This window comes from Streptomyces sp. NBC_00322, from assembly GCF_036147535.1.
Taxonomy (GTDB): domain Bacteria; phylum Actinomycetota; class Actinomycetes; order Streptomycetales; family Streptomycetaceae; genus Streptomyces.
In genome coordinates this window covers 7,295,284-7,311,828 of sequence record NZ_CP108019.1, presented here as the reverse complement: position 1 = coordinate 7,311,828, position 16,545 = coordinate 7,295,284, and the positions used below count along the sequence as shown (strand labels likewise).

Genomic DNA, 16,545 nt, shown 5'->3' with positions numbered 1-16,545 from the left:
TCCGTGGTGAACCTGGGCCGGGGGCGTTGGTGGTTGCTGCCCGTGGGTGGTTTCGCGGGCGAACCCGGACCCCCGGCGCCTCAGACTCCTCCAGACTTCGTCCGGGGGGACCCTCACGGGGCTGAAATGTGCGGCAGGGCCGCACAATCAGCCCGTCCGGCGATTGAGGACATGCGGCCGAAGGTCGCATACGGGGTCCGGGGCGGAGCCCAAGTTCGCGCCGCGAAGCGGGCGCAGGGGGCTGGGGGCTTGCCCCCAGCCCTCCGTCAGGCCAGACGTTCGCGAACCGCGTCCAGGACCGCGTCCAAGGCCACCGGCGACTGCTCGCCGGACTGCATGTCCTTCAGCTGGACGACCCCCTCCGCGAGGTCCCTCTCGCCCGCTACCAACGCATACCGCGCTCCCGACCGGTTCGCACTCTTCATCGCGCCCTTGAGCCCCTTCCCGCCGTACGAGAAGTCCGTCGCGACACCTGCCCTGCGCAGCTGGGTGACGAGACCGAACAGCACGCGCCGCGCCTCCTCGCCGAGCGGGACCGCGAACACACTCGTGGTGGCGGGCAGTTCGAGCTCGATGCCCTCCGCCTCCAGCGCCAGGACCGTACGGTCCACGCCGAGCGCCCAGCCGACCGACGGGAGCGCCGGGCCGCCGATCATCTCGGAGAGGCCGTCGTAGCGGCCGCCGCCGCCCACCGCGGACTGCGAGCCGAGACCGTCGTGGACGAACTCGAAGGTCGTGCGCGTGTAGTAGTCGAGGCCGCGCACCAGCTTCTCGTCGTCCTGGTAGGCGACACCCGCCCCGGTCAGCAGCTCGCGCACCTCTTCGTGGTACGCCTTGCACGCGTCGCACAGGTAGTCGCGGAGCAACGGCGCGCCCACCAGCTGCTTCTGGACCACGGCCCGCTTGTCGTCGAGGACCCGCAGCGGGTTGATCTCGACCCGGCGCCGGGTGTCCTCGTCGAGCTCCAGCCCGCGCAGGAAGCCCTGCAGCGCGTCCCGGTAGACGGGCCGGCACTCCTTGTCGCCCAGGGAGTTGAGCAGGATGCGGAACTGGCTCAGGCCGAGCGAGCGGTACGCCTGGTCGGCCAGGATGATCAGCTCGGCGTCGAGCGCCGGGTCCTCCGCCCCGATCGCCTCGGCGCCGACCTGCGAGAAGTGCCTGTAGCGGCCCTTCTGCGGGCGCTCGTAGCGGTAGTACGAGCCGGAGTACCAGAGCTTGACCGGCAGATTGCCGAGCTTGTGCAGATTGGCCTCCAGGGCCGCGCGCAGCACGGACGCGGTGCCTTCGGGGCGCAGCGCCAGCTTGTCGCCCCCCTTGGTCTCGAAGGCGTACATCTCCTTGGAGACGATGTCGGTCGACTCGCCGACGCCACGCGAGAACAGCTCGACGTTCTCGAAGCCGGGCGTCTCGATGTAGCCGTAGCCGGAGTTCTTCAGGGGCGCGGCGATGGCCTCACGTACCGCGAGGTACTTCGCCGAGTCCGGCGGGATCAGGTCGTACGTGCCCTTGGGGGCCTGAAAGGTGCTCACGGAAACTCTCGTCACATTCCTCGTCGAGGAGCGGGTTCCGCTCCCGGCCGGGCGGCCTCGGGGGTCTGGGGGTGTCCCCCAGAAGACGCAGCCCGAAGGTACGGGTTGGCGGCACGCTCGCGGCCGATGGTCGTCTGGGGGCCGTGGCCGGACAGCACCACGGTCGAGTCGTCGAGCGGCAGGCACACACGCGCCAGCGACTCGAGCATCTCGGCGTGGTCGCCGCCGGGCAGGTCCGTGCGTCCGATGGAGCCGGCGAACAGCAGATCGCCCGAGAAGAAGACCGACGGGATGTCATCGGCCTCGGGCATCTGAAAGGTCACCGACCCCTTGGTATGGCCGGGCGCATGCGCGACCGAGAAGTCGAGACCGGCGAGGCGCAGCTGCGCGCCGTCGGCCAGTTCCTTGACGTCGTCCGGCTCCCCCACGGTCAGCTCGCCCATGAGCGGCATGCCGATCGACCGGCCCAGGGCCTTTTCCGGGTCGCTCATCATGTACCGGTCCGCGGGGTGGATCCACGCCGGTACGTCATGGGCTCCGCACACCGGGACGACGGAGGCGACATGGTCGATGTGGCCATGGGTGAGGACGACGGCGACGGGCTTGAGCCGATGCTTCTTGAGTGCTTCCTCGACGCCTTCGGTGGCCTGGTGACCTGGGTCGATGATCACGCACTCCTCGCCGGCGGCGGGGGCGACCAAGTAACAGTTGGTCCCCCAGGCCCCGGCGGGGAACCCGGCAATAAGCACGATCGTCCTCGGTGTGGTGGTGGAGAGCAGCAGATCAGAGCCTACCGGCGCTGCTCGTCCCACAGCCAACCCGTATACGGTACGGGGCACACTCGACCGGTCGGCATCACGCGACGTACAAGGAGAACACCCGGTGGTCACCAGCGATCAGCGGCGGCGGCAGCTCGCCAGGGAGAAGTTCGAGCGCCAGCAGCAGCGTCGGGCCCAGTCCCGCAAGAAGAAGCAGCGGTACACGATCGTCGCGGCGGTGCTCGCCGTGGTGCTCGCGGCGGGCGCCGCCGCCTATGCCTCGATCGGGCTCTCCGACGGGGACACCAAGGCCGACGGCTCGGCGGGCGACAGCCAGTCCCCCAGCGCCGCCCCTTCCAAGAGCGAGAGCGCCTCCCCCGAGCCCGCCATGTCGATCGACAAAAAGGCGAAGTACTCGATGGAGCTCGCCACGAACCAGGGCGCCGTCAAGATCGCGATGGACGCGGCCAAGACCCCGCACACCGTGAATTCGTTCAAGTCCCTGGCGGACAAGGGCTACTTCAACGGGACGAAGTGCCACCGGCTGACCACGGAGGGGATCTTCGTGCTGCAGTGCGGAGACCCGAAGGGCGACGGCACGGGCGGGCCGGGGTACACGATCCCGGACGAGAATCTGACCGCGCTGGGCAAGGCGGGCGCGGATGGCACCGTGACCTATCCGGCCGGGACCGTGGCGATGGCCAATACCGGCCAGCCGCACTCCGGAGGCAGCCAGTTCTTCCTCGTCTACAAGGACTCCAAGCTGCCGCCGAGCTACACACCGTTCGGAACCATGGACGCCGCGAGCCTCAAGGCCGTACAGACCGTGGCGAAGGACGGAGTGGCGGGCGGAGCCAAGGACGGGGCCCCCAAGAAGGCCGTCACCATTGAGAAGGCGGTCGTCCCGAAGGCGTGAGCCGGGGAATTTCGGCCGCGCTGAGTGCGGACAGCCGGGCGGCCGGTCGCCTAGATTGGGCGTTGTGCAGCGCGGCCCGGATTGTTGCGTTGTGGAAGGCGGGCGCGGCCCGTCCAGGAAACTGTGGACGATGCCCGGGGGCGAACCCCCTCGCAGGCATCAGGTGGAGGAGGCGCTGTGAGCAGCGACCCGTGGGGCCGTGTCGATGAGACGGGCACCGTGTACGTGCGTACTTCCGATGGCGAGAAGGTCGTCGGATCGTGGCAGGCAGGGACTCCCGAGGAGGCTCTGGCCTACTTCGAGCGCAAGTACGAGGGCTTGGTGGTCGAGATCGGCCTCCTCGAGCGGCGGGTGAAGACCACCGATCTCTCGGCCAAGGACGCCCAGACCGCCATCGACCATCTGCGCCAGCAGGTGGACGAGCATCACGCCGTCGGCGACCTCGACGCACTGAGCAAGCGCCTCGACGGGCTCGTCGCGACGGTCGAGAAGCGCCGCGAGGAGCGCAAGGTCCAGAAGGCGAAGCAGAACGACGAGGCGCGCCACGCCAAGGAGGCCCTGGTCACCGAGGCGGAGGAGCTGGCGCAGAGCGAGCAGTGGCGGGCGGCCGGCGAGCGGCTGCGGTCGCTGGTTGACACCTGGAAGGGCCTTCCCCGGCTCGACCGGAAGTCCGACGACGAGCTGTGGCACCGCTTCTCGCACGCCCGCTCGGCGTTCTCCAAGCGCCGCAAGGCGCACTTCGCCTCGCTGGACGCTCAGCGCGAGGAGGCCCGTAAGGCCAAGGAGAAGCTGGTCGCCGAGGCCGAGTCGCTGTCCGGCTCCACGGACTGGGGCACGACGGCCGCCCGCTACCGCGACCTGATGACGGAGTGGAAGGCCGCGGGCCGCGCCCAGCGCGAGGCCGAGGACGATCTGTGGAACCGTTTCCGCGGTGCCCAGGACGTCTTCTTCGCCGCCCGCAGCGAGGTATTCGCCGAGCGGGACGCCGAGCAGGGCGAGAACCTCAAGCTCAAGGAGGAGCTCGCCGCCGAGGCCGAGAAGCTGGTGCCGGTGACGGATCTGAAGGCCGCGCGAGCCGCCTTCCGGGCCATCAACGAGCGCTGGGAGGCCATCGGCCATGTGCCGCGGGACGCCCGTCCCAAGGTCGAGGGCCGGATGCACGCCGTGGAGCGGGCGCTGCAGGAGTCCGAGGAGACCGAGTGGCGCCGGACGAACCCGGAGGCGCGTGCGCGTGCCGAGGGTCTGACCGGTCAGCTGCAGGCGGCCGTGGACAAGCTGCGCGGGCAGATCGACGCGGCGCGCGCGGCGGGCAACAACGCCAAGGCCGACAAGCTCGCCAAGGAGCTCGAGGGCCGGCAGGCGCTGCTGGACCAGGCGCTGAAGGGCCTGGAGGAGTTCGGCGGCTGAAAGCTGCATGGAAGGGCCCCTGTACGTCACGCGTCACGTACAGGGGGCCCTTCGTCTGCGCTACGGCGGCGTCGCGCTACGGCCTGCGCGCCGATGTGACCCGGTAGACGTCGTAGACGCCCTCCACGCCCCGTACCGCCTTCAGTACGTGCCCGAGGTGCTTCGGGTCGCCCATCTCGAAGGTGAAGCGCGAGGTTGCCACCCGGTCGCGGGACGTCTGGACGGCCGCGGAGAGGATGTTGACGTGCTGGTCGGACAGGACCCTCGTGACGTCCGAGAGCAGCCTTGACCGGTCCAGCGCCTCGACCTGGATGGCGACCAGGAAGACCGAGGACTGGGTCGGGGCCCATTCGACGTCGAGGATGCGCTCCGGCTGCTGCGAGAGCGAGTCGACGTTGACGCAGTCCGCACGGTGAACCGATACGCCACTGCCGCGCGTGACGAAGCCGATGATGGGGTCACCGGGGACGGGCGTACAGCAGCGGGCCAGTTTGACCCAGACGTCATCGACACCCTTGACGACCACACCGGGGTCGGCGTTGGCCCGGCGCTTGGAGCGGCTGCGCGAGGGCGGTGTGCTCTCGGCGATGTCCTCGTTGGCGGCCTCCTCGCCGCCCAGGGCCTGCACCAGCTTCTGTACGACGCCCTGCGCGGCCACATGGCCCTCGCCGATCGCCGCGTACAGGGACGAGATGTCGGGGTAGCGCATCTCGTGCGCCAGCGTGACGAGCGAGTCGCCGGTGAGGATGCGCTGGATCGGCAGGTTCTGCTTGCGCATGGCCCGCGCGATGGCGTCCTTGCCGTGTTCGATCGCCTCCTCGCGGCGCTCCTTGGAGAACCAGGCGCGGATCTTGTTGCGTGCCCTCGGCGACTTGACGAAGCCGAGCCAGTCGCGCGAGGGGCCGGCACCTTCGGCCTTGGAGGTGAAGACCTCGACCAGGTCGCCGTTGTCGAGGGTCGATTCGAGCGGTACGAGCCGCCCGTTGACCCGCGCTCCTATGGTCCGGTGGCCGACCTCGGTATGGACGGCGTAGGCGAAGTCGACGGGAGTGGCACCCGCCGGAAGCGCTATGACGTCGCCCTTCGGCGTGAAGACGAAGACCTCGTTGCGGGAGAGGTCGAAGCGCAGGGACTCCAGGAACTCGCTGGGGTCCTCGGTCTCCTTCTGCCAGTCCAGGAGCTGGCGCAGCCACGCCATGTCGTTGACGGTGTCCTGGCCGGCGGTGCCCTTGCCCGCCTTGGGCACGTCGGTACGGACCTTGGAGGTGCCGGCGACGGTCTCCTGCTTGTACTTCCAGTGCGCGGCGATGCCGTACTCGGCGCGACGGTGCATGTCGAAGGTGCGGATCTGCAGCTCGACGGGCTTGCCGTTGGGACCGATCACCGTGGTGTGCAGCGACTGGTACATGTTGAACTTGGGCATCGCGATGTAGTCCTTGAACCGGCCGGGGACCGGGTTCCATCGCGCATGGACCGTGCCGAGCGCCGCGTAGCAGTCGCGGACGGTGTCGACGAGGACGCGGATGCCCACCAGGTCGTAGATCTCCGCGAAGTCGCGGCCGCGGACGATCATCTTCTGGTAGACGCTGTAGTAGTGCTTCGGCCGCCCGGTGACGGTGGCCTTGATACGGGCGGCGCGCAGATCCGACTGGACCTCGTCGGTCACTATGGCGAGGTACTCGTCGCGCTTGGGCGCCCGCTCGGCCACGAGCCGCACGATCTCGTCGTACATCTTGGGGTAGAGGATCGCGAAGGCGAGGTCCTCCAGCTCCCACTTGATGGTGTTCATGCCCAGCCGGTGGGCCAGGGGCGCGTAGATCTCAAGGGTCTCGCGGGCCTTCTTCTCCTGCTTCTCCCGCTTGAGATAGCGCATCGTGCGCATGTTGTGCAGCCGGTCGGCGAGCTTGATGACCAGGACGCGCGGGTCCTTGGCCATGGCGACGACCATCTTGCGTACGGTCTCGGCCTGGGCGGCCTCGCCGAACTTGACCTTGTCGAGCTTGGTGACGCCGTCGACGAGCAGGGCCACCTGGTCGCCGAAGTCGCGGCGCAGTGTGTCCAGGCCGTACTCGGTGTCCTCGACGGTGTCGTGCAGCAGCCCCGCCATCAGCGTCGCCGGGTCCATGCCGAGCTCGGCGAGGATCGTCGTGACGGCGAGCGGATGCGTGATGTACGGGTCGCCGCTCTTGCGCTTCTGGCCGCGGTGCCAGCGCTCGGCGACCTGGTAGGCGCGCTCGACCTGGCGCAGCGTGGAGGTCTCGATCTTGGGGTCGTTGCTGCGCACTATCCGCAGCAGCGGCTCCAGGACGGGGTTGTACGGCGACGAACGCTGGACGCCCAGGCGGGCCAGGCGGGCGCGCACCCGGTTCGAGGAGCCGCCCGTCCGGGGGACGGCGGCGGGCGTGGGCCTGGCGGTGGACGTCGGCAGGGGCGCAGGGACGGGGGCCGCACCGTTCGCACTCCCCCTGGGAGCACCTCCCAGCGGTAGCTGGGAGCCTTCGGCCGGGGGGATCGCCATCTCGCTCCGCTCGGACACTCCGGGCTTCGGCTTCTCGGCCGGCTTGTTCTCGGGCGTGACAGGGGCTGCCGCGGCCTTTTCGGCCCGCTGGTCGGGCTGCGCGGCGGCGTGCTGGGCCTCGTCTGGCAAGAGCGCTCCTCGTGCGGTTCCGGGTCCCCCGGTCAGGCCCGGAGAAGCAATGGTATCGACCTCGGCGTTCTGGTGCTCCCGAGGCGGCAGGTCCGGACATGGCGGGAGAGGACACCCGAATCACTCCGAATGCCCTCTCGTCACTCCGCGCTGCACGCAGATGGCGCAGAGGAACGGGCGACCCGGGAAGATCCCGGGTCGCCCGTTCCTCGATCGACCCATGGGGTCAGAGCGTGATCAGCGCCTCCAGCGGAGCCCCGCGCAGGGCAGGCTCCAGGCGGGTGCGGCCGCCGAGGAAGCCGAGCTCCATCAGGACCGCGACGCCCGCGACATCGGCTCCGGCCCGCCGGATGAGCTCCAGCGACGCCTCGGCGGTGCCGCCGGTGGCGAGGACGTCGTCGATGACCATGACGCGGTCGCCCGCCCGCAGGTCCTCGGCGTGCACCTCGATCTCGGCGGTGCCGTACTCCAGCTCGTACGCCTGCGAGAGCGTCGCTCCGGGGAGCTTGCCCGCCTTGCGTACGGGAATGAAGCCGAGCCCGGCCCGGATGGCGACCGGTGCGCCCAGGATGAAGCCGCGCGCCTCAAGACCGACGATCTTCGTGGCCTCGTGACGTACGCACAGCCCGGCGAGCACCTCGGTGAGAACCGTGAAGGCCTCCGGGTCCGCGAGCAGGGGCGTGATGTCCTTGAACATCACCCCCGGCTTCGGATAGTCCGGGACGTCACGGATGCGGCTGAGCAGCAGCTCCGAGGGAGCGGCGGTCATCGGCGCTTGCCCGAGGGACGGCCACGGCCCCGGTTGCCGCGCGGGCCCACGACGGCGCCGGCCGGCGCCGCGTCGCCGGTCACCGAGTCCTCCGGCTCACCGGAGTCCTCCGCCGACACGCCCTCGGCGGCTGCCTTCGCGCGCTTGGCGAGCACCCGCTTCTTCAGGGCCTTCATCTGCGGCTCGCGCTCCTTGAGGTCGGCGACGAGCGGCGTGGCGATGAAGATCGAGGAGTACGCACCGGCCGCGAGGCCGACGAACAGCGACAGCGAGATGTCGTTGAGCATGCCCGCACCGAGGACGCCGCCACCGATGAAGAGCAGTCCCGCGACCGGCAGCAGCGCGACGACGGTGGTGTTGATGGAACGCACCAGCGTGCCGTTGAGGCTGCGGTTGGCGATCTCGCTGTAGGTGTAGCGGGTCTGCTTGGTGATGTCCTTCGAGCCCTCCTTGAGACCGTCGAAGACGACGACGGTGTCGTAGAGGGAGTAACCGAGGATCGTCAGCAGACCGATCACGGTGCCCGGTGTGACCTCGAAGCCCACCAGTGCGTAGATACCGATGGTGATCGTGAGGTCGTGGATCAGCGCGATCAGGGCAGCGATGGCCATGCGCCACTCGAAGGCGATCGCGAGGTAGATCACCACCAGGAGCATGAAGACCGCGAGACCGGTCCATGCCTTGTTGGCGATCTGCTCACCCCAGCTGGGTCCGACGATCTCGGCGTTGATCTTGTTCACCGGGATGTCGAGCTTGTCGGACAGCGTCTCGTTGACCTTGTTGGCCTGGGCCTGGTCGAGCTCGCTGACCTGGATCCGCAGACCGCCGTTGCCGAGCTTCTGGACGATCGCCTCATGACCCGAGGCGTCTATGGCGTACGTCCGTGCCTGGCTGACGGAGACGCTCGTCTTCGGGGTGGTGAAGACGGCGCCACCCTTGAACTCGATACCCAGGTTGAGACCCTGCACCGCCAGGCCGAGGATGGCCGTGATGGTGATCAGGATCGAAACCCCGTACCAGATCTTCCGCTTGGCGACGAAGTCGTAGCCGACCTCGCCGCGGTAGAGACGGGCGCCGAGAGTGCCAAGTCGCGACATCTCACGCCTCCTTCGGGTCGGTGGGGGCGGAGGCGCGACGGGAGCGGCGCAGCGGGGGCTTGGCACCGAGCCGCTTCGGGTCGAGGCCGGACCAGGGGTGACCGTCCGCGAAGAACTTCTTGCGGGCGAGCAGGGTCATGATCGGCTTGGTGAAGAGGAACACCACGACCACGTCGAGCACAGTGGTCAGGCCGAGAGTGAACGCGAAGCCCTGGACCTTGCCGACCGTGACGATGAACAGCACCGCGGCGGCGAGGAACGACACGAAGTCGGAGACCAGGATCGTGCGCCGGGCGCGCGGCCAGGCACGCTCGACGGCGGGCCGCAGCGTACGGCCCTCGCGGATCTCGTCGCGGATTCTCTCGAAGTACACGATGAACGAGTCCGCCGTGATACCGATCGCAACGATCGCACCACACACCGCGGGCAGGTTCAGGGCGAAGCCGATACCGGGGCCGAGCAGAGCCATGATCGTGTACGTCAGGATCGCGGAGACGACGAGGCTGAGGATCGCGATCAGGGCCAGGCCGCGGTAGTACGCCACCAGGTAGATGATGACCAGCGCGAGACCGATCGCACCGGCGATGAGGCCCGCGTGCAGCTGCTCGCCGCCGAGGGCGGCGGTGACGGTCTGGACGCTCTGCTCCTGGAAGGAGAGCGGAAGCGCACCGTACGAGAGGATGTTGCCCAGATCCTGGGCGGACTGCTGGGTGAAGCTGCCGGAGATCTCGGCGTTCGCGCTCAGTGTCGTACGCACGGAAGGCGCGGAGACGACCTCACCGTCAAGGACGATCGCGAACTGGTTCATCGGAGGCTGCTGCTGCGACAGCTTGCTCGTGATCTTCTGGAACTTCTTGGAGCCACCGTCGGTGAAATCCATCTGCACGATCCACTGACCGGTCCGCTGGTCGATCGTGGCCTTGGCGTCGTCGACGTCCTTGCCGTTGACCTCGGCAGGGCCGAGAACGTACTTCTCCCACTGCCCCTCGGAGTTCTTGCCACAGGCGACGAGCGGGTCGCTGGGCTTGACGCCGACACCGGCCGCGACGCGGGCCTTCTTGTTCGTGCAGTCGAGAGCCAGGAACTGCTTCTGCAGCTTGTCGGCGCCCGCCGTGTCCCCGGAGGGGGGCGGCTTCGGCGTCGAGGAGGGCTTGCCCGAACCGGCGGGGGTCGGGGTCGGCTTCGGCGCCTTGAGGGCATCGGTCACCGCGCGGCCCTGCGTGGTCGGCGTGGCCGAGGGGGTGCCGGACGGCGCGTTGGCCGTCGGCTTGCCCGTCTCCTTCGCCTTGCCGTCCTTGGCCTTGCCGGGCGCCGAGGCGCTCGGGGTGGGCTGCGGAGCGGTGGGGGTGCCTGCGGCGACCGTCAGCACCGGCCGGAAGTAGAGCTGGGCGGTGGTACCGACCTGCTCACGGGCCTGCTGGGAATTGGTCCCCTTGGGGATGTTGACGATGATGTTGCGTTCGCCCTGAGTCTGAACCTCGGCCTCGGAGACGCCCAGACCATTCACCCGGCGCTCGATGATGCCGACCGCGGTGTTCATGTTGGTCTCGTTGATCGCGTCCGGTTTACCGGGTTCGTTCTTCGCCTCGAGCGTGATGGACGTACCGCCCGCCAGGTCGATACCCAGACGCGGCGTGAGCTGCCCCGCCAGGAACATCCCGCCAGTGAGCGCGACCATGGCGATCAGGATCAGAGCCAGGGCGCGCCCCGGCTTGCCCTGAGCCCCCGCGGGCCTTCGGCCCCTATTCGGTGCTGCCACCTTCTCGTTTCTCCCTGTCCAACCGCCCCGCGCCGGGTGTGCGCCGGGGCGGCCACGAAGTGTTGTGGGGACCTGCCCCCGCAGAATTCAACACGACCCGGGGACCGCCGGGCACCGGTAGGCGCCTGCGCGGTCCCCGATCACGGCTACTTCGCGTCGGTCTCGCCGTCGGCCTTGCCGTTCTTGGCCTCGGCGTCCTTGGGCTCGGCGTCCGCGACCTCGGTGTCCGTGACCTCGGTGTCGTCGGCCTCGGCATCGGCGGCCTCGGGCTTCTTGCCAAGGTCGATCTTGGCGTCGTCCGAGGAGTCGGAGTCGGTGGCCTCGGTCAGCGAGGAAGCGTCGTCCGGAACGATGGGGCCGTCGGACTTGAGGTCGCTTTCGCCGTGCACGATGCGGTTGTACTCCTCGTCGTCGAGGACCGCCCCGATCGAGTTCTTGGCGAACACCAAGTGCACGCCGGGCGCGGCCTCGAGGAGAACCGTGTCGTGGTTGACCTCCTTGACGGTGGCGTACAAGCCGCCGATGGTCCGCACGCCGGTGCCGGGCTGCATCTGGTCACGCATCTGCGCGGCCTGGTGCTGCTTCCTCTTGGCGGAGCGGGTCATCAGGAACATGGCCCCGATGAGCACGATAAAGGGGAGGAGGGTCAAGATATTCACGGGGCGGAATTCCTTCGCACGACCGCGCGGATGAACGGCCTGATCTACGGGGGTGGGCACGCCGACCTGGAAGGGCGGCATCGGCGGAGTCTAAGCGAGTCCGCATCATTGGAACAACGCCCAGCATCCCACCCTGGTTCCTGGCCCGGCGAGTATCCGCGCCGTCACGTCCCGAACAGACCCTGTTGTCCAGCCCCGCCAGGGGCCTGCTGAGGCGGTACGAGGCCCAGGTGGGCCCAGGCGGCAGGGGTGGCGACCCGGCCGCGCGGCGTGCGGGCCAGCAGTCCCTCCCGCACCAGGAAGGGCTCGGCCACCTCCTCGACCGTCTCGCGCTCCTCCCCCACGGCCACCGCGAGCGTCGACAGACCCACCGGGCCCCCGCCGAAGAGCTTCAGCAGCGCCTGGAGGACGGCACGGTCGAGGCGGTCGAGCCCGCGGGCGTCGACCTCGTACACCTTCAGGGCGGCGGCTGCCACCTCGCGGGTGATCAGGCCGTCCAGCTTGACCTGGGCATAGTCGCGGACGCGGCGCAGCAGCCGGTTGGCGATGCGGGGCGTGCCGCGGGAGCGTCCGGCGATCTCGGCGGCGCCGTCGGCCTCTATGTCGAGGTCGAGAAGCTGCGCGGAGCGGTGGATCACGCGCTCCAGCTCCGCGGGCTCGTAGAACTCCATGTGCGCGGTGAAGCCGAAGCGGTCGCGCAGCGGCGGCGGCAACAGCCCTGCCCGGGTGGTGGCCCCGACCAGGGTGAACGGAGGCAGCTCCAGCGGAATGGCGGTGGCTCCCGGGCCCTTGCCGACGATCACGTCGACCCGGAAGTCCTCCATGGCCATGTAGAGCATCTCCTCGGCGGGCCGCGACATCCGGTGGATCTCGTCGAGGAAGAGAACTTCCCCCTCCTGGAGCGAGGACAGGATCGCGGCCAGATCACCGGCGTGCTGGATGGCGGGGCCGGAGGTGATCCGGATCGGGGCGTTCATCTCCGCCGCGATGATCATGGACAGGGTGGTCTTGCCGAGGCCGGGGGCACCGGAGAGCAGGACATGGTCGGCGGTCGCGCCACGGGCGAGGGCCGCCTTCAGGACGAGGTCCAGCTGCTCCCGGACCCGTTCCTGGCCGACGAACTCGTCAAGCGACTTCGGCCGCAGTGCCGCCTCGACGGCCTGGTCCTCGCCGTCGGCGGACGCGCCGACGAGCCGCTCGGCGGCGATGTCGTCGGTCGTCGGTGCGGTGTCGTCCCAGTTCACAGTGGATTGCCTCGCGCGTCGATGGCTGGAGTCAGCGGGTGCGGTTCAGGGTCTGCAGGGCGGCCTTGAGGAGCGAGCCCACCGAAGGCGCTCCCTCGGCGGCCTCGGCCTGCGGGGCGACGGCGGCGACCGCCTCGTCCGCCTCGCGGGTGGCGTAGCCGAGGCCGATCAGCGCGGCGTGCAGCTGGTCGCGCCATGCCATCGGGGCCGCCGCGGCGGTGCCGATGCCCTGCCTGCCGATGTGGGCGCCGACCGGCTCGCCGAGCCGGTCCTTCAGTTCGAGCAGCAGCTTCTGCGCACCCTTCTTGCCGATGCCCGGCACCGCGGTGAGCGCCCTCTCGTCACCCGTGGCTACGGCGACGCGCAGGGCGTCCGGGGTGTGCACGGCGAGCATCGCCTGGGCGAGGCGCGGTCCGACTCCGCTCGCGGTCTGCAGCAGCTCGAAGACCTGGCGCTCGTCGTCGTCCGCGAAGCCGTACAGCGTGAGCGAGTCCTCCCGTACGACAAGAGAGGTGGCGAGCTTGGCCTCTTTGCCGATACGGAGCTCGGAGAGGGTGTTCGGGGTGCACTGGAGGGCCATGCCGACCCCGCCGACCTCGATGACCGCGGTGGTGGGGGCGAGGGCGGCGACCGGGCCGCTCACAAAGGCGATCATGCGGTACGGCCTTTCGGTGCGTGCACGGTGCGATGTGCGGCGACGGCTTGCTGGAGGCGATTGTGCGCGGGCGCCCGCCAGATGTGACAGATGGCGAGGGCGAGAGCGTCCGCGGCGTCGGCGGGCTTGGGCGGAGCGTCGAGCCGCAGCAGCCGGGTGACCATCGCGCCGACCTGTGCCTTGTCGGCCCGGCCGCTGCCGGTGACGGCGGCCTTGACCTCGCTGGGCGTGTGCAGGGCGACGGGGATGCCGCGGCGGGACGCGCAGAGCATGGCGATCGCGCTGGCCTGCGCGGTGCCCATGACCGTACGCACGTTGTGCTGGCTGAACACCCGCTCCACCGCGACGACTTCGGGCCGGTGCTCGTCCAGCCACCGCTCGATGCCCTGCTCGATGGCGACCAGCCTCAGGCCCAACTCGGCGTCCGCCGGGGTTCGTACGACACCGACGCCGAGCATGGTCAGGGGCCGGCCCGCGACGCCCTCGACCACGCCGACGCCGCAACGCGTCAGCCCTGGGTCCACACCGAGTACCCGCACCCCCGCCCCCTCCCCTCCCTGCGGCCAAACCGCCGCCGCTCTCGCGGAGGTGGTCACTCGCCGTCGTGCCATCTCAATTAATGGTTGCGGTCGTCAGGCTAACCGGAGTCACTGACAAAGCGGCGGGCCGACGGGGTGTGTCCCGTCGGCCCGCCGTTTGACTGCCTGTCAGGCGTCGACCTTCTCCATGATCTCGTCCGAGACATCGAAGTTGGCGAAGACGTTCTGCACGTCGTCGCTGTCCTCGAGCGCGTCGATCAGCTTGAAGATCTTGCGTGCGCCCTCTTCCTCCAGCTCGACCTGCATGGTCGGGACGAAGTTGGCCTCGGCCGAGTCGTAGTCGATGCCGGCCTCCTGGAGCGCGGTGCGCACCGCGACCATGTCGGTGGCCTCGCTGAGCACCTCGAAGGACTCACCGAGGTCGTTGACCTCTTCGGCGCCCGCGTCGAGGACGGCACCGAGAACGTCATCCTCGGAGAGCTCACCCTTGGGGACGATGACAACGCCCTTGCGGTTGAAGAGATACGAGACCGAACCGGGGTCGGCCATCGAGCCGCCGTTGCGGGTCATCGCGACGCGGACGTCGGAGGCCGCGCGGTTGCGGTTGTCCGTGAGGCACTCGATGAGCACCGCGACGCCGTTGGGGCCGTAGCCCTCGTACATGATCGTCTCGTAGTCGGCGCCACCGGCCTCAAGACCGGCGCCGCGCTTGACCGCGGAGTCGATGTTCTTGTTCGGGACCGAGCTCTTCTTCGCCTTCTGGATGGCGTCGAAGAGGGTCGGGTTGCCCTCGACATCGGCGCCGCCGGTGCGGGCCGCGACCTCGATGTTCTTGATCAGCTTCGCGAAGAGCTTGCCGCGCTTGGCATCGATCACGGCCTTCTTGTGCTTCGTCGTAGCCCATTTAGAGTGGCCGGACATCTGCCTGTCTCCTTCGCGTAACCCATTCCTGCTGCGTTCGGCAGAGATCCTACCGGGACGACGTCAGTGGACGGCGCGCACCATGTCCACAAACAGACCGTGCACCCGGTGATCGCCGGTGAGCTCAGGGTGGAACGAAGTGGCCAGGACTTTGCCCTGCCGTACGGCGACGATGTGACCGCCGTGCTCGGCGAGCACCTCGACCTGGGCGCCGACCGACTCCACCCAGGGGGCGCGGATGAAGACACCCTCGACCGGTCCGCCGTCCACGCCCGCGACCTCGACGGCCGCCTCGAAGGACTCGTTCTGCCGGCCGAAGGCGTTGCGGCGGACGATCATGTCGATGCCGCCGAGCGTCTCCTGGCCCGAACGCGGGTCGAGGATCTTGTCGGCGACCATGATCAGACCGGCACAGGTGCCGTAGACGGGCATGCCCGCGGCGATCCGCTCACGCAGCGGCTCCATCATGCCGAAAAGAACCGCGAGCTTGGACATGGTGGTGGACTCGCCGCCGGGGATGACCAGGCCGTCGACCTCGGCAAGCTCCTCGGGGCGCCTCACCGGCCTGGCCACGGCGTCAGCCGCGGCCAGGGCGATCAGGTGCTCCCGTACGTCGCCCTGCAGAGCCAGAACTCCGATCACAGGGGAGCCGGGAGTGCTCATTACCAGCCTCGGTTCGCGTAGCGCTCGGTCTCGGGCAGGGTGTCGCAGTTGATGCCGACCATGGCCTCACCGAGGTTGCGGGAGGCGTCCGCGATGATCTTGGGGTCGTCGTAGAAGGTGGTGGCCTTCACGATGGCCGCGGCGCGCTTGGCGGGGTCGCCCGACTTGAAGATGCCGGAGCCGACGAAGACGCCCTCGGCGCCGAGCTGGCGCATCAGCGCGGCGTCGGCGGGGGTGGCGACGCCACCGGCCGAGAAGAGGACCACCGGCAGCTTGCCCAGCTCGGAGACCTCCTTGACCAGCTCGTACGGGGCGCGGAGCTCCTTGGCGGCGGCGTACAGCTCGTTGTTGTCGAAGCCGCGCAGCTTGGCGATCTCGTTCTTGATCTGGCGCAGGTGACGGACGGCCTCGACGACGTTGCCGGTGCCGGCCTCGCCCTTGGAGCGGATCATGGCCGCGCCCTCGGCGATACGGCGCAGGGCCTCGCCCAGGTTGGTGGCGCCACACACGAAGGGGGTGGTGAAGGCCCACTTGTCGGAGTGGTTGACCTCGTCGGCCGGGGTCAGCACCTCGGACTCGTCGATGTAGTCGACGCCGAGGGACTGCAGCACCTGGGCCTCGACGAAGTGGCCGATCCGGGACTTGGCCATGACCGGGATGGAGACGGCCTCGATGATCTCTTCGATCATGGTGGGGTCGGACATCCGGGCCACGCCGCCGTCCTTGCGGATGTCGGCCGGGACCCGCTCCAGGGCCATGACGGCCACGGCGCCCGCGTCCTCGGCTATCTTCGCCTGCTCGGCGTTGACCACATCCATGATCACACCGCCCTTGAGCTGCTCGGCCATGCCGCGCTTGACGCGCGCGGTGCCGGTCTCGGGGGCCTGCGGGATGGTGGGAAGCGTGCTGGACACGGATGGACCTCACTCGGAGACGACGTTGTAGTGCCTCACCGATGGAACATGCGTGGACCAGTCCACTG

The 16,545-nt window shown here is 69.2% G+C and carries 15 protein-coding genes; 2 read left to right on the top strand and 13 right to left on the bottom strand.

The features are described from left to right. Positions 1-266 precede the first annotated feature (266 nt). Both hisS and OG905_RS33430 read right to left on the bottom strand, forming a co-directional pair. The gene (gene hisS / locus OG905_RS33435; protein ID WP_328680083.1) at positions 267-1,529 is read right to left on the bottom strand and encodes a histidine--tRNA ligase; all 1,263 of its coding nucleotides are present in this window, start codon (positions 1,527-1,529) and stop codon (positions 267-269) included. A gap of 11 nt (positions 1,530-1,540) precedes the next feature. Beyond that, the gene (locus OG905_RS33430) at positions 1,541-2,278 is read right to left on the bottom strand and encodes an MBL fold metallo-hydrolase (protein ID WP_328682741.1); all 738 of its coding nucleotides are present in this window, start codon (positions 2,276-2,278) and stop codon (positions 1,541-1,543) included. A gap of 133 nt (positions 2,279-2,411) precedes the next feature. Between OG905_RS33430 and OG905_RS33425 the strand changes: the two genes are divergently transcribed. Together OG905_RS33425 and OG905_RS33420 are read left to right on the top strand one after the other, a co-directional pair. Beyond that, on the top strand, positions 2,412-3,203 hold the full coding sequence (locus OG905_RS33425) for a peptidylprolyl isomerase (RefSeq protein WP_328680082.1): 792 nt from the start codon (positions 2,412-2,414) through the stop codon (positions 3,201-3,203). A gap of 177 nt (positions 3,204-3,380) precedes the next feature. Continuing rightward, positions 3,381-4,610 carry a DUF349 domain-containing protein gene (locus tag OG905_RS33420; RefSeq protein WP_328680079.1) on the top strand — a complete coding sequence of 410 codons (1,230 nt, stop codon included), beginning with the start codon at positions 3,381-3,383 and terminating at the stop codon, positions 4,608-4,610. A 76-nt stretch (positions 4,611-4,686) separates the two neighbouring features. Here OG905_RS33420 and OG905_RS33415 read toward each other — a convergent pair whose 3' ends face one another. The 11 genes from OG905_RS33415 to pdxS all read right to left on the bottom strand — a co-directional run bounded on the left by OG905_RS33415 (position 4,687) and on the right by pdxS (position 16,477). Further along, positions 4,687-7,257, bottom strand: coding sequence for a RelA/SpoT family protein (locus tag OG905_RS33415; RefSeq protein ID WP_328680077.1), 2,571 nt, complete (start codon positions 7,255-7,257; stop codon positions 4,687-4,689). 226 nt (positions 7,258-7,483) lie between these two features. Beyond that, positions 7,484-8,026, bottom strand: a complete 543-nt coding sequence (locus OG905_RS33410) for an adenine phosphoribosyltransferase (protein ID WP_328680075.1) — start codon at positions 8,024-8,026, stop codon at positions 7,484-7,486. Beyond that, entirely contained in the window at positions 8,023-9,123 is a 1,101-nt protein-coding gene (gene secF / locus OG905_RS33405) for a protein translocase subunit SecF (RefSeq protein WP_328680073.1), read from the bottom strand. Before secF ends, OG905_RS33410 begins: the two co-directional genes overlap by 4 nt. A gap of 1 nt (position 9,124) precedes the next feature. Beyond that, positions 9,125-10,882: a protein translocase subunit SecD gene (gene secD, locus OG905_RS33400; RefSeq protein WP_328680072.1), complete on the bottom strand. Its 1,758-nt coding sequence runs from the start codon at positions 10,880-10,882 to the stop codon at positions 9,125-9,127. 146 nt (positions 10,883-11,028) lie between these two features. Further along, positions 11,029-11,541 (bottom strand): preprotein translocase subunit YajC, encoded by a 513-nt coding sequence (gene yajC / locus OG905_RS33395; RefSeq protein ID WP_328680070.1) that lies wholly within the window; start codon positions 11,539-11,541, stop codon positions 11,029-11,031. 164 nt (positions 11,542-11,705) lie between these two features. Next, complete coding sequence (gene ruvB, locus OG905_RS33390) at positions 11,706-12,785, bottom strand: Holliday junction branch migration DNA helicase RuvB (protein ID WP_328680069.1); 1,080 nt, start codon at positions 12,783-12,785, stop codon at positions 11,706-11,708. A gap of 31 nt (positions 12,786-12,816) precedes the next feature. After that, a complete protein-coding gene (ruvA, locus tag OG905_RS33385) occupies positions 12,817-13,440 on the bottom strand; it encodes a Holliday junction branch migration protein RuvA (RefSeq protein ID WP_328680066.1) in 624 nt (207 codons plus the stop codon). Further along, positions 13,437-13,979, bottom strand: a complete 543-nt coding sequence (gene ruvC / locus OG905_RS33380) for a crossover junction endodeoxyribonuclease RuvC (RefSeq protein WP_328680064.1) — start codon at positions 13,977-13,979, stop codon at positions 13,437-13,439. The genes ruvA and ruvC overlap by 4 nt, the downstream gene beginning before the upstream one ends. Before the next feature lie 168 nt (positions 13,980-14,147). Beyond that, positions 14,148-14,900 (bottom strand): YebC/PmpR family DNA-binding transcriptional regulator, encoded by a 753-nt coding sequence (locus tag OG905_RS33375; RefSeq protein ID WP_328680062.1) that lies wholly within the window; start codon positions 14,898-14,900, stop codon positions 14,148-14,150. A 63-nt stretch (positions 14,901-14,963) separates the two neighbouring features. Next, complete coding sequence (pdxT, locus tag OG905_RS33370; RefSeq protein ID WP_328680060.1) at positions 14,964-15,563, bottom strand: pyridoxal 5'-phosphate synthase glutaminase subunit PdxT; 600 nt, start codon at positions 15,561-15,563, stop codon at positions 14,964-14,966. After that, complete coding sequence (pdxS, locus tag OG905_RS33365; RefSeq protein ID WP_324978449.1) at positions 15,563-16,477, bottom strand: pyridoxal 5'-phosphate synthase lyase subunit PdxS; 915 nt, start codon at positions 16,475-16,477, stop codon at positions 15,563-15,565. The genes pdxT and pdxS overlap by 1 nt, the downstream gene beginning before the upstream one ends. Positions 16,478-16,545: the final 68 nt, after the last annotated feature.

What these genes read in the sequence shown, in the direction of transcription:
- ruvA (WP_328680066.1), bottom strand. Translation starts at nt 13,440, where the DNA reads ATGATCGCCTTTGTGAGCGGCCCGGTCGCCGCCCTCGCCCCCACCACC.
- OG905_RS33410 (WP_328680075.1), bottom strand. Translation starts at nt 8,026, where the DNA reads ATGACCGCCGCTCCCTCGGAGCTGCTGCTCAGCCGCATCCGTGACGTC.
- OG905_RS33375 (WP_328680062.1), bottom strand. Translation starts at nt 14,900, where the DNA reads ATGTCCGGCCACTCTAAATGGGCTACGACGAAGCACAAGAAGGCCGTG.
- pdxT (WP_328680060.1), bottom strand. Translation starts at nt 15,563, where the DNA reads ATGAGCACTCCCGGCTCCCCTGTGATCGGAGTTCTGGCTCTGCAGGGC.
- secF (WP_328680073.1), bottom strand. Translation starts at nt 9,123, where the DNA reads ATGTCGCGACTTGGCACTCTCGGCGCCCGTCTCTACCGCGGCGAGGTC.